The 15,465-nt window shown below is 65.5% G+C and carries 18 protein-coding genes; all 18 read left to right on the forward strand.

Features of this window, described 5'->3' with window-relative positions; all coding sequences use genetic code 11:
• Positions 1-14: 14 nt before the first annotated feature.
• The 18 genes from ABRP30_RS11740 (at position 15) to ABRP30_RS11825 (ending at position 15,399) form a co-directional block, all read left to right on the forward strand.
• A complete protein-coding gene (locus ABRP30_RS11740; protein WP_349974218.1) occupies positions 15-1,997 on the forward strand; it encodes a cytochrome D1 domain-containing protein in 1,983 nt (660 codons plus the stop codon).
• On the forward strand, positions 1,994-2,647 hold the full coding sequence (locus ABRP30_RS11745; protein ID WP_241805742.1) for an SCO family protein: 654 nt from the start codon (positions 1,994-1,996) through the stop codon (positions 2,645-2,647). The genes ABRP30_RS11740 and ABRP30_RS11745 overlap by 4 nt, the downstream gene beginning before the upstream one ends.
• Positions 2,644-3,309, forward strand: coding sequence for an SCO family protein (locus ABRP30_RS11750; protein WP_267823462.1), 666 nt, complete (start codon positions 2,644-2,646; stop codon positions 3,307-3,309). The genes ABRP30_RS11745 and ABRP30_RS11750 overlap by 4 nt, the downstream gene beginning before the upstream one ends.
• 110 nt (positions 3,310-3,419) lie before the next feature.
• Entirely contained in the window at positions 3,420-4,946 is a 1,527-nt protein-coding gene (locus tag ABRP30_RS11755) for an ABC transporter substrate-binding protein (RefSeq protein WP_349974216.1), read from the forward strand.
• A 12-nt stretch (positions 4,947-4,958) separates the two neighbouring features.
• The gene (locus ABRP30_RS11760) at positions 4,959-5,600 is read left to right on the forward strand and encodes a SurA N-terminal domain-containing protein (RefSeq protein ID WP_349974215.1); all 642 of its coding nucleotides are present in this window, start codon (positions 4,959-4,961) and stop codon (positions 5,598-5,600) included.
• Between the two features lie 237 nt (positions 5,601-5,837).
• On the forward strand, positions 5,838-6,371 hold the full coding sequence (locus ABRP30_RS11765; RefSeq protein WP_241805738.1) for a response regulator: 534 nt from the start codon (positions 5,838-5,840) through the stop codon (positions 6,369-6,371).
• A gap of 57 nt (positions 6,372-6,428) precedes the next feature.
• The gene (locus ABRP30_RS11770) at positions 6,429-8,108 is read left to right on the forward strand and encodes a GspE/PulE family protein (RefSeq protein WP_349974214.1); all 1,680 of its coding nucleotides are present in this window, start codon (positions 6,429-6,431) and stop codon (positions 8,106-8,108) included.
• A complete protein-coding gene (locus tag ABRP30_RS11775; protein ID WP_349974213.1) occupies positions 8,089-8,883 on the forward strand; it encodes a hypothetical protein in 795 nt (264 codons plus the stop codon). Before ABRP30_RS11770 ends, ABRP30_RS11775 begins: the two co-directional genes overlap by 20 nt.
• A gap of 1 nt (position 8,884) precedes the next feature.
• On the forward strand, positions 8,885-9,427 hold the full coding sequence (locus ABRP30_RS11780; protein WP_349974212.1) for a PilN domain-containing protein: 543 nt from the start codon (positions 8,885-8,887) through the stop codon (positions 9,425-9,427).
• Entirely contained in the window at positions 9,414-9,977 is a 564-nt protein-coding gene (gene pilO, locus ABRP30_RS11785; protein WP_349974211.1) for a type 4a pilus biogenesis protein PilO, read from the forward strand. Before ABRP30_RS11780 ends, pilO begins: the two co-directional genes overlap by 14 nt.
• Positions 9,977-10,474: a hypothetical protein gene (locus ABRP30_RS11790; protein ID WP_349974210.1), complete on the forward strand. Its 498-nt coding sequence runs from the start codon at positions 9,977-9,979 to the stop codon at positions 10,472-10,474. Before pilO ends, ABRP30_RS11790 begins: the two co-directional genes overlap by 1 nt.
• Positions 10,471-12,348 carry a secretin N-terminal domain-containing protein gene (locus ABRP30_RS11795; protein ID WP_349974209.1) on the forward strand — a complete coding sequence of 626 codons (1,878 nt, stop codon included), beginning with the start codon at positions 10,471-10,473 and terminating at the stop codon, positions 12,346-12,348. The genes ABRP30_RS11790 and ABRP30_RS11795 overlap by 4 nt, the downstream gene beginning before the upstream one ends.
• A complete protein-coding gene (locus ABRP30_RS11800) occupies positions 12,345-12,818 on the forward strand; it encodes a type II secretion system protein (protein WP_241805731.1) in 474 nt (157 codons plus the stop codon). Before ABRP30_RS11795 ends, ABRP30_RS11800 begins: the two co-directional genes overlap by 4 nt.
• A gap of 5 nt (positions 12,819-12,823) precedes the next feature.
• The gene (locus ABRP30_RS11805) at positions 12,824-13,198 is read left to right on the forward strand and encodes a type II secretion system protein (protein ID WP_241805730.1); all 375 of its coding nucleotides are present in this window, start codon (positions 12,824-12,826) and stop codon (positions 13,196-13,198) included.
• Positions 13,173-13,700, forward strand: a complete 528-nt coding sequence (locus ABRP30_RS11810; RefSeq protein WP_267823480.1) for a type II secretion system protein — start codon at positions 13,173-13,175, stop codon at positions 13,698-13,700. The genes ABRP30_RS11805 and ABRP30_RS11810 overlap by 26 nt, the downstream gene beginning before the upstream one ends.
• Positions 13,697-14,104 (forward strand): curli production assembly/transport protein CsgE, encoded by a 408-nt coding sequence (gene csgE, locus ABRP30_RS11815; RefSeq protein ID WP_241805728.1) that lies wholly within the window; start codon positions 13,697-13,699, stop codon positions 14,102-14,104. Before ABRP30_RS11810 ends, csgE begins: the two co-directional genes overlap by 4 nt.
• On the forward strand, positions 14,101-14,514 hold the full coding sequence (locus ABRP30_RS11820) for a curli assembly protein CsgF (RefSeq protein ID WP_267823484.1): 414 nt from the start codon (positions 14,101-14,103) through the stop codon (positions 14,512-14,514). The genes csgE and ABRP30_RS11820 overlap by 4 nt, the downstream gene beginning before the upstream one ends.
• Positions 14,515-14,547: 33 nt before the next feature.
• Complete coding sequence (locus ABRP30_RS11825; protein ID WP_241805726.1) at positions 14,548-15,399, forward strand: CsgG/HfaB family protein; 852 nt, start codon at positions 14,548-14,550, stop codon at positions 15,397-15,399.
• Positions 15,400-15,465: the final 66 nt, after the last annotated feature.

The following is a 15,465-nucleotide window of genomic DNA, read 5'->3' on the forward strand; positions in this document are numbered from 1 at the left end:
AGGGGCGTACCAACATGCATAACAAGAAAACCCGCCCCGCCGTGCTGGGGGTATTGCTGGGCGCGGCGTTGATCGGCCTGGGCGTGGCCTACGAGGAGCTTTGGTGCGACCCGCGCGAGCTGCTGCAGGCGCCTGCCGACCCGCAGGCGCTGCACCGGCTCAGCCGGGATGGGGTGACGGTGGAGTTCGAGGCCCGGCCGCTGGCCGGGAGCGAGTTGCGCGAAGGCGCCTTCGCCAATATCCGCTTCAAGGTCACCGACCAGACCAGCGGCCAACCGCTGTCGGGGATGGCGCCAGGGGCGTGGATCGACCCGGCACAAGCGGCACCGCAGGAAAGCAGCCGTGACCAGAGCTGCAAGGCCCGGGTGGCGCTGTTTCTCAAGAGCAGCATCGGTGCCAGGCCGCTGCTGGATCTGAACAGTTACTTCCTGCTGGTGCTGAACAAGGATGCCAGCCTGACGGTGATCGACCCGACCGTCTCGGTGGGCGGTGTCACCAGCACCCTGGCACGCATCGAACTGCCGGGGCGGCCCATGGACTGGGTGGCTACCGCCGATGACAAGCAGGTATTCGTGTCGATACCTGAGCGCGGCGAGGTCGCGGTGATCGACACCGAAACCTTTACCCGTGTGGCCAACCTGGAGGCTGGCGAGATGCCGCTGCGTGTGGCCCTGCAGCCGGACCAGCGCCGGTTGTGGGTCGGCAACAACAGCGATGACCCGGCCAAGGGCGGGGTGACGGTGATCGATGTGCACAGCCGCAGCATGCTGAAAAGCTTCGCCACCGGCTCCGGGCACCACGAAATCGCCTTCAGCGCCGATTCGCGCTACGCCTTCGTCAGCAACCGCGACGGCGGCACCCTGAGCATTATCGACATCCCCGAGATGCGCTTGGTGAACACCCTGGAAGTCGGCCCGCATCCATTGGCTGTGGCCTACTCGGCGCTGTCACAGGCGGTGTACGTCAGCGATGGTTCAGAGGGCACGGTGCGGGTGTACGATGCCCGCAGCCATCAGTTGCGCCATACCGTCCAGGCCGAGCAAGGCCTCGGGCCGATGCGCTTCAGCAGTGATGGCCGGTACGGCATCGTCCTCAACACCCTGGAAAACCAGGCCCTGGTGATCGATGCCAGTACCGACAGGTTGATCCACCGCATCCCGGTCGCCGCCGAGCCGTATCAACTGACGTTCACCAAAGGTTATGCCTACGTGCGCGGCCTGGCGTCTTCGAAGGTCAGCATGATCAACCTGAGCAGCCTGGGCGAAGGCCGTCAGCCGATCGTCCAGGGTTTCGATGCCGGCCCCGCCGCGCCGCGCCAGGCCGGCGACCTGCCGCTGGCCCAGGCGCTGTCGGTGTCACGCGATGACAATTCGGTGTTCGTGGTCAACCCGGTGGACAACACCACGTACTTCTATACCGAAGGCATGAATGCACCGATGTCGGGTTACAACAACCGCGGCCACCAGGCCCGCGCCGCCATCGTCATCGACCGCAGCCTGCGCGAACTGGCCCCTGGGGTGTATGGCTCGACGGTGAAGATGCCGGCGTCGGGCAAGTTCGACGTGGCGTTCCTGCTCAACCAGCCGCAGATCATCCACTGTTTCAGCACCGACGTGGCCGCCGTGCCGGATGCGGCCAAGCGCAAGGGCGCGCATGCCGAGTTCATCGGCCTCGACCAGCCCTTGGCGCAGCACCGCGCCATCACCGCCAAAGTGCGCATCTTCGGTGACGACGGCCGCCCGCGGGTGGGCCTGGACGACCTGACCCTGCGCTACTTCCTGGCGCCGTCATCGATGCCACGCAACCTGCGCCTGGAGGAAGTAGGCGAGGGCATTTACCAGGCTGCACTGATGCTGCCTGAAGCCGGCGCGTGGTACCTGCATGTGCAGTCGCCATCGCTGGGGCACAAGTTTGCCGAAGAGAACTACACCAGCCTGCGTGTCCTGCCGGCCGCAGCGTCTACCGCTTCCCAGACTGAAGTGAGGAATGTGCAATGAACGCCAGACATTCTTGCAAGCTGCTCGTACTTTCCATGGCCATGGCCAGCCAACTCGCCCTGGCCCACGCGGGCCATGACCACAGTGGGCATGCGCAGCCGCCAGCGGCACATCAGGAGAAAGCCAGCGTGCGTTTCGCCGATGTTTCACTGCTTGACCAGGATGGCATGCCGGTGCGCTTGGAAAAGGACCTGGTCGGCGATCATCTGGTGGTGATGGGCTTCATTTACACCAGTTGCACCACGGTGTGCCCGGTGGTGTCTTCGATCATGGGCAAGGTTCAGCAGCAACTGGGGGGGCGGGTAGGCGAGGAAGTGCGCCTGGTATCGATCAGCGTGGACCCACAACGTGACGACTCCAAACGCTTGCAGAGTTACGCCAAGGCCTTCCAGCATGGCCCAGGCTGGAGCTGGCTGACCGGCTCGCCCTATGCCATCACCGAGACCCTCAAAGGCCTGGGCAGCTTCAGTGCCGACCTCAGCCAGCACCCGCCGCTGATTCTGGTGGGGGACGGGCACAGCGGGCACTGGACGCGTTATTACGGCTTCACCGACCCGGCCGTGCTGATCGACGAAATCAACCGCCTCAGCGCCCGTCGGGTGCATGCCAAGAGCACGGCCATCGCCGAACACCAGGAGGTGCAACCATGAGCAGCCAAGCGTCCTGTCGTGTCGGCATGCGCAGCTTCGACTGGCTGGCCCTGGCCGGTTGCCTGTGGATCTTCGCGTCGGTGGCCCTGGCCCATGAAGGCCACGCACCGAGCGCGCCCAGCCCTCAGCCTTCGCCACCGGCGATGGCCAGTGGCGAAGGCACCCGCGACGCGCAGACCTGGTTCACCGACACCGTGCTCCAGGACCAGAACGGCCGCGCGTTGCGTTTCTACAGCGATGTGCTCAAAGACAAGGTGGTGATGCTCAACGTCATCTTTACCCACTGCACCGATGCCTGCCCGCTGATCACCCGCAAACTGCGTGAGGTGCGTGAGGCCATGGGCCCTGAGCTGGCCAGCCAGGTGACCTTCGTGTCCATCAGCAGCGACCCGCTCAACGACACCCCAGCTGCGCTCAAGGCCTTTGCTGAAAAACAAGGGGTGGACAGCGCCAACTGGCTGTTCCTGACCGGCGACAAAGCCAGCGTCGACCTGGTACTGGGGCGTATCGGCCAGTTCCTGCCCAGCCCCGAGCAGCACTCGACCCAGCTGATAGCCGGTGACGTGGCGGGCAAGCGCTGGAGCAAGATCCGCCCCGATGCACCGCCAGCGGCCATCGCCCAGCGCATGAAGCTGCTGGCCCAGCCGTTGGCCGGACGCTGAATGTACTGACAGCCTGTGCGCAGCGGCGCAGAACACAGTGGCAGCACTGACAGGATCTGTGCAGCGGCGCAGAACACAGTGGGAGCCGGCTTGCCGGCGATGAGGCCAGAATGAACACAGCGAGATTACTTTGCTTGGCGCTAGGCCTGACCGGCTGCGTTCAGGCGCTTGCCCTGGACCTCACCGCTCACGAGCAAGCCGGTAAACGCCTGTACCGCGAGGGCGTATCCAGCAGCGATGCACAGTTGATGGCCCGGGTAGGTGCCAGCGACATGAGCGTCCCCGCTAGCGTATTGCCCTGTGCCAGTTGCCACGGCAATGACGGCCGTGGCCGCGCCGAAGGCGGGGTGCGCCCGCCCAGCCTCGACTGGCAGCGCCTGGCCCTGGGCCAGGGTGCACGCCAAAGCAACGGCCGCAGCTACCCGGCCTACACCGATAACAGCCTGGCCCGCGCCATCCAGCACGGGGTGGACCCCGCCGGCAACCGCCTGGACCCGGCCATGCCTCGATTCGAGCTCACCCTGGCTGACCAGCGCAACCTCACCGCCTACCTCAAGCGCCTGGCTGACGAGCGCGACCCCGGCGTGGAAGAAGGGGTGCTACGCCTGGGTACCCTGTTGCCCGCCAGCGGGCCGTTGGCCGAGGCCGGGCACGTAATGCGCGCGGTGCTCGAAGACGGGGTGGCCCAACTCAATCAACAGGGCGGCGTGCATGGCCGGCGCTTGGCGCTGATGGTGGTCGACCCCGGCAGCGATGCGGCAAGTGCCGAGCATGCGCTGCGCCAGTTGCTAGAGCAGCAGCGGGTATTTGCGCTGATCAGCCCGTTGGCACCGATGCTCGAGTCGCGCCTGGCCCTGCTGCTCGAACAACACGGCGTGCCCCTGGTTGGCAGTGCACCGCGTAGCGGCGGCAACGCGCACATCTTCGACCCCTTGCCAGGCATCGCCACGCAATTGCTGAGCCTGGCCGTGCATGCCCGCGAGACCCTGGGCCTGGCGCCAGATGGCTTGCGCGTCGTGTACGCCGGCGATGACCAGGCAATGCTGGCCGAACAGGTGCGCGAGCGCCTGCAGCAGCAGGGTTGGGCGCCGGGGCCGATCGAGGCCTTCAGTGGCCAGGCGGTGCAGGGGCAGGGCATTGTGTTCGTCGGCCGCGCCCAGGCCTTTGCCGAGGTGGCTGCGGCGTTGCAAGCGGCAGGCCGTAACCCCTACCTGTTCGCCACCTCCAGCCAGGTGGCCGGCGCCGTGGCCGCGCTGCCGGTGCAGTGGTCGCAGCGGGTGTTCCTGGCCTATCCGTTCGTGCCAAGCGACTGGACCGAACAAGGCATGGCGACCTTGGCCGGCCTGCAGCAGCGCCAAGGCCTCGACCCACGCCAGGCCTCGTTGCAGGTGAACACCCTGTGCGCACTGCGCCTGCTTGGTGAAGCCCTCAAGCAGATCGGCCGTGATGCCAGTCGCGAACGCCTGGTGGCGGCGCTGGAGGGCCTGCATGACGTCGATACCGGCCTGACCCCGCCGCTGGGTTTCGGGCCCGGCCAGCGCCAGGGCCTGGCCGGTGCCCATGTGGTGGCGGTGGCGCTGCCTGGGCCACGCTTTACCGCTGTCGCCCCCTATCGGCCTGTGCCGGTCAGCCCATAAATGGAGGTTGCCATGCGTATCGTGATGCTGTGCCTGTTGCTGCTGATCGCCAAGGCGGGCTGGGCCGATAGCCCGGCGGCGCGGGTCAATGGTGTGGACATCGGGCTGATGCGCCTGGAGCGCTATTTCAGTGAATATCTGCAGGCACAGGGGCGGGCTGTGACCAGCATCCGTAACCCCACGCTGTACAAGCGTCTGCGTAGCCAGGCGCTGGATGAACTGATCGACAAGGAATTGCTTTGGCAAGAAGCCCAGCGCCGCGGCATCGCCATCAGCGATGAGCAGGTGTCGGCGCAGCTAGGTGAAGTGGAAGCAGCATTCGGTGACCCGGCGCTGTTTGAAAGACGGCTTGCAGATGCAGGGTTCGACCGCGCAGCATACGCTGACTACCTGCACCGGGAGCTGGCAGCGCAACAGGTGTATGCCCAGCTCAGCGCGGTAGCCGCACCCACCCAGGCCGAGGTGGAAGCGTTTTATCAGGCCAACCAACAGCGGCTGCAAGGAGCGCAGAACCAAAGTGATAATTCTTCGGTCATACGCGAACAGGGCCTGGTGCTGGCCAGGGCTTCGCTCATCAGCCAATTGCAGGCGCAAGCACGGCAAGCGGCGCGCCAACGTTTGCGCGAATCCGCTAAAGTGGAAATCGCTGACTGAAGCCTGCGATGGCGTTTCCCCAAAGCTGGGGAATAACGGCTTGGCAAAGTGCCATCAGCTGCCCCGGATGTGGGGCACCGGGCCTCGGCCTATTCGTAGGGCTATCAGAGGTGCTTTGAAAATCAACAACTTGACGTGGTGCAACATGACTATTCATGCCTGGCACGAAGCCTGCTCAAGCCTTCCCAAGGCCGCACTTCGCAGACCGGGGAACCGGGCAGTTCTTGGGAGTCGACCTTGGTGAACAGAGTATTGGTAGTCGATGACGAACAGACCCTTGCGCAAAACCTGCAAGCGTACCTGCAGGCGCAAGGCCTGGAAGTCCATGTTGCCCACGACGGTGCCAGTGGTATCGGCCTGGCTGAACGCCTGGCACCGGATGTGATTGTGCTGGATTACCGCTTGCCCGATATGGAGGGTTTTCAGGTCCTGCAGACCGTGCGCAAGAACAGGCAGTGCCACTTCGTGCTCATCACCGCCCACCCGACCGCCGAGGTCCGTGAGCGAGCCGCCGAACTTGGCGTGACCCATGTCCTGTTCAAGCCGTTCCCGCTCTCGGAACTGGCGCGCCCGATCTTCGACCTGATGGGCATCGAGCGCCGGCGCAGGGCCACGGACAACCCGGCAGAAGGGTTCGTCGAACGACGCCAGAACAGGAACGAATCGTTCCCCTTGCAGTTGTACGATGGTAGCTGGGTATTGGCCGACCGCCGCCGTAATGGCGCCAAGCCCCCTGGACCCGACGACGACCAACTGCTCACCGGGGAATAGCGGCGCCCGCAGCCCTCAACGAGCCTGCGACGCGCCCCCTGAGCGGAGTCGCAGGCCATGTCCGATGCAGTACAACCTCTGCCAATCTCGGGATACCCCCGCGATTTGCTGGCCCAGGCCCGCTTGCAAGCCGGCGAGGAGCGCCTGCTCAACTGCCTTGAGCGCCTCGCCTGCGACACCCCCGACACCTTCATCCGCCGCCTGGGCAGCACCCTGCATTACCCGGTGCTGGACAGCCAGCGCCTGTTGGCCAGCAGCCCCCGGTTCGACAAGATCAGCCTGGCCCAATGCCTGAAGCGCGAGTTCGTGCTGATAGAGCAGGGCGGTCAACTGCTGGGCGTGTTCGCCGACCCCTTCGACCACGCCCGCCTGGCCTGGATCGACGATGTGCTGCAAGGGGCGCCGTTGTACCTGGCCCACGCCGCCGACCTGGCCACGTTCCTGGCCCGCCACGAAGAAAGCTTTCACGCCGTCGATGCCCTGGATCACGACGCCGAAGCCAGCAGCGAAAGCGACCCGCTGCAACGGCTGTCGCTGACCAGCATCAGCGAAGACCAGAGCAAGGTGGTCAAGCTGGTCAACTCGACCCTTTACGACGCCCTCAAGCAGCATGCCAGCGATATCCACCTGGGCATGACCGGCCAGGGCCTGACCATCAAATACCGCATCGACGGCGTGCTCAACGCGGCCGGCAAGGCCAGTGGCAGCGCCTTCGCCGACCAGGTGATTTCGCGCATCAAGGTCATGGCCGAGCTGGATATCGGCGAGAAGCGCGTGCCACAGGACGGCCGCTTCAAGGTTGCCGTAGGCGAACGCCAGATCGATTTCCGCGTGTCGATCATGCCTAGCATCTTCGGTGAAGACGCCGTGCTGCGGGTGCTCGACAAGCAGGATTTGTCCGACCGGGTCAGCGGCGTACAGCTGCAGGCCCTGGGGTTTGCCGATGAAACCCTGCGCGCCCTGCGCCGCCTGGCCGCCGAGCCCTACGGGATGATCCTGGTCACCGGCCCCACCGGCAGCGGCAAGACCACCACCCTGTACGCCATGATCAGCGAGATCAACCACGGGGTGGACAAGATCATCACCATCGAAGACCCGGTCGAGTACCAACTGCCCGGCGTGCTGCAGATCCCGGTCAACGAGAAGAAAGGCCTGACTTTTGCCCGTGGCCTGCGTTCGATCCTGCGCCACGACCCGGACAAGATCCTGGTCGGCGAAATACGCGACCCCGACACCGCGCAAATCGCCGTGCAGTCGGCACTCACCGGCCACCTGGTGTTCACCACCATCCACGCCAACAACGTGTTCGATGTGATCGGCCGCTTCAGCCAGATGCAGGTCGACCCCTACAGCTTCGTCTCCGCCCTCAACGCCGTGCTGGCCCAACGCCTGATCCGCCTGGCCTGCCCCCATTGCAGCACGCCGTGCGAGGCCGATGACGAAACCCTGGCCGCCTCTGGCCTCACCCGTGACGCCGTGCAGGGCTGGACGTTCGTCCGTGCCCCGGGCTGTGGCCAGTGCCGCGGCAGTGGCTACCGCGGCCGCAGTGCCATCGCCGAACTGCTGCACCTGGACGATGACCTGCGGCAGATGATCGTCGAACGTCGCCCACTGGCGCAGATCAAGGCGCTGGCCTGCCAGCGCGGCCTGCGGCTGCTGCGCGCATCCGCCCTGGACCTGGTCCGCGAGGGCCGTACCACGCTTGAGGAGATCAACCGTGTCACATTCATTGCGTGATCATGCCTCTACCCGTTATTGCATCGTGCTCGGCGCCGAAGGCGTCGGTGTGGGCCGCTGGCACGGCAACCAGCACCAGTGGCTGGGCAGCCGCGCCTTCACCAGTGACGCCAACGAACCGGCCTGGGCAGCGGCCTTGCCGGCCCTGGCTGCGCTGCTGGGCGAGCATGCCGTGCGCGCAGGCCAATGCCAGGTGCTGCTGTCGGCGCGTTACAGCCGCTTCTGCCTGGTGCCATGGAGCGCTGCCATCAGCCATCCACGCGAGCTGCAGGCCTACGCCCAAGCCTGCTTCGAGAACCTCTACGCCCAGCCGCTCGACGGCTGGCGCATCGTCCTCTCGCCCGAGCCAGCCGGTGCCGCGCGTATCGCCACGGCGTTGCCCGAGGCATTGCTGCAGGGCCTGCAGGCACTGGCCCAGGACAACCGCTTGCGCCTGCGCTCGGTGCAGCCGTACCTGATGGCTGCCTACAACCGCTGCTCAGCGCAATTGCAGGCAGGGGATTTCCTGTTTGTTCTCGCCGAGCCACGGCGCAGCGTGCTGCTGCTGGCCGCCGGTGGTGCCTGGCAGCAGGTGCTGACCCAGGGCTGCGCCGACAGCGACCAAGCCCTGCAGGCGCTGATCGAGCGGACGTGCGAGCTGTATGGCGAGCACATGCCGCAGGTCTACCTGCATGCCCCTGGGCGGGGCGACGTGCCGCAACTGGCGGCGGTGCAGCTGTGCCAGCCGGCCAGCGAAACCGACCCGCTGTGCGCCATGTGGCGGGCGGTGGCCTGACATGCGCCGCCTCGATCTGGAATTCCAGCCCCGGCGCAGCAGCCCGCTGGCCTGGTCACTGCTGGCCCTGGGCGGCGCCGTGGTGGCCGTGCTGGTGCTACTGCAACAGCACCTGCAAGCCGAGCAGGTCCACCTTGAGGCCCGGCTGCACAGCCTGGAGCTGCAACTGGGCCGCCGCTCGGCCACGGGCGCCCCGCAGAGCAGCGCCGCCAGCCGCGAGCAGGCCGAACGCCTGGCGCAGATGCGTAGCGTTTCCCAGCAACTGCAACGGCCCTGGCAGCAGCTGTTCGCCATGCTTGAAGCGCAACCCCAGGCGGACGTGGCCCTGCTCAGCCTGACCCCTGATGCCCGCAAGGGCCAGGTCCGCATTGCCGCCGAGGCCCGTAACCTGGAAGCGATGCTGCAATACCACCACCGCCTGGAGCAGAGCACCGAGCTCAGCGATGTATCGCTGCTCAACCATGAGGTGGTGGCGGGCCAACCCGAGCACCCGGTGCGCTTCACCCTGACTGCCACCTGGGAGACCGGCCATGCGCGCCCCTGACTCGATAAGCCCCCTGATCCTGCAGGAGCAGCTGCGCCGTATCGGCCCGGTCGGCCTGGCCGGCGCCGCAGTGGCCGTGCTGGCAGTCGCCCTGGCGCTGGCCGGGGTGCTGCCGCAGTGGCAGGCCCTGCGCGAGCTGCGCGCCAGCGAGGCCGATGCCAGCGCCCAGGTCGAGCGGGTACGGCGCGGCGAGCTGAAAATCGCCGTCAAGCCAGAGCAGCAGGCGCTGGACAGCCTGCGTCAGCGACTGCCAGGGCAACCTGAAGCCAGCGAACTGATCGAGCGCCTGTACCGCCTGGCCAGCGCCGAACGCATCAGCCTGGCCCGTGGTGAGTACGCCCTGGGTGTCGACCCCAAGACCCAGCTGGCGCGCTACCAGATCGTCCTGCCGGTACGCGGCAGCTACCCGCAGATCCGCGGTTTCGTGCGCGGCCTGCTGGGCCAGTTGCCGACCCTGGTGCTCGAAGACATGGAGCTGCAGCGCAAGCGCATTGGCGACAGTGAGCTCAATGGCCGCCTGCGCATGACCCTTTACCTGTCGAGGTCGTGATGAACACTCAGCGTGCAGTGGTGTGGGTGGGGTTTCTGGGGCTTGCCGGTGCGTTGGCCTGGGCGCCGGGGCACTGGTTCGGCGAGGACAGCGAGGTAGCCCTGAACGCTGGCAAGCAGGCGCCCACACAAACGGTTGCCGAGGGGGCGAGCGTACCAGCGACAAAGCCACAACAGGCCACCCGTGACCTGTTCCCGCGCCAGCAGTGGAGCAAACCCAAGGCCGTGACCACTGTCACCGAAAAACCTGTGGTCGCCACCGCGGTGGTCGCCGCTGCCCCAGCAGCGCCGGCGCTGCCGTTCCAGTTCGTCGGCCGCCTGGGTGATCGCGACGACCTGCAGATCTTCTTGCGCAGCGGCGAAAAACTCTACGTCGTGCGCCAGGGCGATGTGATTGACGACACCTACCGCCTCGATCGGGTTTCGGCCAATGAGCTGGGCCTGGTCTACCTGCCTTTGCACCAGTCACAGACATTGTCTGTCGGGAGCGCACCATGAAGCCATCGAAGTTGTGCAAGCCTGCTCCGTTCATGCTGCTGGCGCTCTGCGTGGCCATTACCGGCTGCGGGTCGAGCGCGGTGCGCAAAGACAGCCAGGCGCTGATGAAAGAAGGCCAGTACGAGGCCGGTATCGCTCGCCTGGAAGAGGCGCTGCGCGACGACCCACGCGACACCGAACTGAACATCGCCTTGGCCCAAGGCCGCCAGCAAGCGGTCGAGGCGCTGCTGAGCCAGGCCGACAGCGACCGCATGCGCCACGACTTTGCGAGTGCGCGCCTGGGTTACGGCCGCGTGCTCACCTTGGAACCGAACAACCGCCGCGCCCAGGAGGGCATCCGCCAGCTGGAACTGATGCGCACCCTCGATGACCGCGTTGCGCTGGGCCAGGCTGCGCTGCGCCAGGGCGACCTGTTCGGCGCCGAGCGCTACATGCGTGAAGTCCTGCGCCTGGACCCGCAAAACCAGAAGGGCATCATGCTGCGCAGCGATATCGAGAACGTCCAGGCGCGTACGGCGCAGCCTTTCCCGCAACTGCGCAGCAAGCTGGAACGGCCGGTGACCCTGGAGTTTCGTGACGCCGAGCTGAAGATCATTTTCGAAGTGCTGTCCCAGGTGGCCGGCATCAACTTCATCTTCGATAAGGACCTGCGCCCGGACATGAAGGCCACCATTTTCGTGCGCGAGGTGCGTATCGAGGATGCGATCGCCCTGTTGCTGGAGCAGAACCAGCTGCGCCAGAAGATCGTCAACGACAACACCTTGCTGGTCTACCCCGACTCGCCGCAGAAGACCAAGGACTACCAGGAACTGGTCATGCGCACCTTCTACCTGACCAGCATCGATGCCAATACCGCCCTGAACATGGTCAAGACCATGCTCAAGACCCGCGATGTATTCGTTGACGAGCGCCTCAATACCCTGACCATGCGCGACACTCCCGACGCCGTGCGCATGGCCGAGAAACTGCTGCAGTCGCAGGACCAGTCCAACCCCGAGGTGGTGCTGGAAGTGGAGGTGATGGAGGTGGCCCGCTCGCGCATCCTCGACCTTGGCCTGCAATGGCCCAATACCTTCGGGGTGCTCAGCGATGAGGGCAACCCGGTGAGCGTGCTGGACCAGTTGCGCGGCATCAACTCCGGGCGTATCAGCATCTCGCCGGCGCCCCAGGCCAAGATCAACGCCCAGGACAAGGACATCAACACCCTGGCCAGCCCGGTGATCCGCGTCAGCAACCGCGAGCAGGCGCGCATCCACATCGGCCAGCGTGTGCCGATCATCAGCGCCACCTCGGTCCCTTCCACCCAAGGGCCGGTGATCACCGAAAGCGTCACCTACCTGGATGTCGGCCTGAAGCTTGAAGTGCAGCCTACCGTGCACCTGAACAACGAGGTGGCGATCAAGGTGGCGCTGGAGGTCAGCAACGCCACCCCGCTGGAGCCTACCCGCCAGGGCACCATCCCGGTCCAGGTCGACACCCGCAATGCCCAGACCAGCCTGCGCCTGCACGACGGCGAAACCCAGGTGCTGGCGGGGCTGGTGCGCAACGACAAGACCTCCAGCGGCAACAAGATCCCGGGGCTGGGCGATATCCCTGGCCTGGGCCGGCTGTTCGGCAGCAACCGCGATGACATGAGCAAGTCCGAACTGGTACTGGCGATTACCCCGCGGATCGTGCGCAACCTGCCTTACCAGAGCCCCTCGGACATGGAGTTCGCCACCGGTACCGAATCGAGCATGCAGGTGCGCCAACTGGCCCAGCCGTTGCCGGCCGGCGTGCTGCCGGCCGATGAGCCGGGCCAAGCGCCTGGCGATGCACCGGTTGTCGACAGCCAGATGGCGGTGGTGCCTGCCAGCAAGGGCCCACGGCCATGAAACGCCGCGTGCAAGGCTTCAGCCTGATCGAGGTGGTGCTGACCCTGGCATTGCTCGGGCTGCTCGCCAGCATGGCGGCACCGCTGACCGAAACCGTGGTGCGCCGCACCAAGGAGCAACAATTGCGTCAGGCGCTGTACCAGATCCGCGATGCCATCGATGCCTACAAGCGTGCCTTCGACGCAGGTTTCATCGAGAAAGGCCTGGACGCCAGTGGCTACCCGCCAAACCTGCAGGTATTGGTCGACGGGGTGCGCGATGTGCGCAGCGCCAAGGGCAACAAGTTCTACTTCCTGCGGCGCATCCCGCACGACCCGCTGGTGGCGGCAAAAGACGATGACGGCGGTGGCTGGGGCGTGCGCGCCTATGACAGCGGGCCGGACGACCCGCGTGAAGGCGAAGACGTTTACGACGTGTACTCCAAGGCCCGCGGCAAAGGCCTCAACAACATCCCCTACGGGCAATGGTGACGGCCATGAAGCGCAGCCGAGGTTTCACGCTGATCGAACTGCTGGTGGTGATGGCAATCATCGCCACGCTGATGACCATTGCCATGCCGCGTTACTTCAACAGCCTGGAAAGCTCCCGTGAAGCTGCCCTGCGCCAGAGCCTGGCGGTACTGCGCGAGGCGTTGGACCACTACTACGGCGACACCGGTCGCTACCCGGACTCGCTGGAGCAACTGGTCGAGCAGCGCTACCTGCGCAACACCCCGGTCGACCCGATCACCGAACGCGGTGATGCCTGGCAACTGCTGCCGCCGCCTGAAGGCGTGGCCGGTGGCGTGGCCGACATCAAGAGCGGTGCAACAGGGAGGGCACGTGATGGCAGCCACTTCGCTGAATGGTAAGGCCTGCGAAGGCTTCACCTACCTGGGTGTATTGCTGCTGATCGCAGCCAGCAGCGTGGCCCTGGCGTCCAGCGGCACGCTGTGGGCCAGCGCGGCGCAGCGCGAAAAGGAGCGCCAGTTGCTGTGGGTGGGGGGCCAGTATGCCCAGGCCCTGCGCAGTTACTACCGCGCTTCGCCAGGCCTGGCGCAGTACCCGCAGGCGCTGGCCGAACTGGTGGAGGACAACCGTTTCCCCGAGCCGAAACGGCACATCCGCCGGTTGTACCCGGACCCGGTCACCGGCAGTGATGAATGGGGGCTGCTGCGTTCGATCGACGGGCGCATCACGGGTGTGCACAGCCGCTCCGACGCCCCTGCGTTCAAACGCAGTGGGTTCGACACCCAGTGGTCGGGCTTCGAAGGCCTCGAGCGCTACAGCGACTGGCAGTTCGTCGCCGAGCAGGCCTTCAGCCAAAGCGCCACTGACGCACAAACCCACAGCAGCCCGGGGGGCACGCCATGAAACGCCTGAACGTGTTTTGCCTGAGCCTTGGCCTGCTGTTGGCCGCCGGAGTGCCCAATGTGGTGCGGGCCAATGCCGAAGACGAGATGAAGGGTTTCATCGTCGACAACACCATCTCGCACATCGGGCACGACTTTTACTACTACTTCGCCGACCGCCTGCGCGCCACCAGCCGCCTGGATTTCAACCTGGTGGTGCGCGAACGCCCGGATGCCCGCTGGGGCAGCCTGATCACGGTGGAGTTCGAGCGCGACGTGCTGTACCGCCGCTTTCTGCCACCCAACGTCACCCAATTGAAAGAAGAGGCCGTCGCGGCCGCCGACCTGGTCAAGCAGGAGGTCATTCAGCGCAAGCTGCAACGCCTGCTCCAGGACACCACTGATCTGGAGAGGGACGAGCTATGAACACGCGTATTCCCCACTGCATCGCCGCCTGTTTCGTGGCCTGCGCCGTTACCGCCCAGGCCACTGAACTGGTGTATACCCCGGTCAACCCGGCGTTCGGCGGCAACCCGCTCAACGGCACCTGGCTGCTGAACAACGCCCAGGCGCAGAACGACTATGACGACCCCGACCTCAAGGACCGCACCTCCGCTTTTGGCGGCACCTCGGCCCTGGAGCGCTTCAGCAACCAGCTGGAGTCGCGGATGTTGTCGCAGCTGCTGGACAACATCAGCAATGGCCAGACCGGCAGCATGGCCACCGATGCCTTCCTGATCGATGTGATCGATGACTCCGGTGCCCTGAGCATCAAGGTCACCGACCGCGTCACAGGCGAAATTTCGATCATTGAGGTCAGCGGCCTGAACCCCTGAGAGGGAAGGGTTGTTATCTGGGGAGAGAACACCATGAAACGTCTGCTGAGCACTTTGCTGATCCTCGCCGCCCTGCAAGGCCTCCAAGGTTGCAGCCTGCGCGAGCCGATGTCGGCTGAACAGGACTCGGAGAGCCCGACCCTGACCCCGCGCGCTTCGACCTACTATGACCTGATCAACATGCCACGCCCCAAGGGCCGGCTGATGGCGGTGGTGTACGGCTTCCGTGACCAGACGGGGCAATACAAGCCGACCCCGGCCAGCTCGTTCTCCACCAGCGTCACCCAAGGGGCGGCGAGCATGCTGATGGATGCCCTCAATGCCAGTGGCTGGTTCGTGGTGCTGGAGCGTGAAGGCCTGCAGAACCTGCTGACCGAACGCAAGATCATCCGCGCCTCGCAGAAAAAGGCCGACGTACCCGAGAACATCCAGACCGAGCTGCCGCCGCTGCAAGCGGCCAATCTGATGCTCGAAGGCGGCATCATCGCTTATGACACCAATGTGCGCAGCGGCGGGGAAGGGGCGCGCTACCTGGGCATCGATATCTCCCGCGAGTACCGTGTCGATCAGGTCACGGTCAACCTGCGGGCGGTGGACGTGCGCACCGGGCAGGTACTGGCCAACGTGATGACCAGCAAGACCATCTACTCGGTGGGGCGTAGCGCTGGGGTGTTCAAGTTCATCGAGTTCAAGAAACTGCTCGAGGCAGAAGTGGGCTACACCACCAACGAACCGGCGCAGTTGTGCGTGCTGTCAGCTATCGAGTCGGCGGTAGGGCATTTGCTGGCACAAGGCATCGAGCGGCGCTTGTGGCAGGTGGCAGGGGATGCAGGGGAGGGCAAGGCTGAGGTGGACAAGTACCTGAGCCAGTCGCAGGCGAAATGACCATGCACTCCGTCCCGACCTTCACAGGTACAGCGCCACGAGCGCGCTGTACCTTGGGATTGGCTT

This window comes from Pseudomonas sp. WHRI 8519, assembly GCF_040224055.2.
Lineage (GTDB): Bacteria > Pseudomonadota > Gammaproteobacteria > Pseudomonadales > Pseudomonadaceae > Aquipseudomonas > Aquipseudomonas putida_X.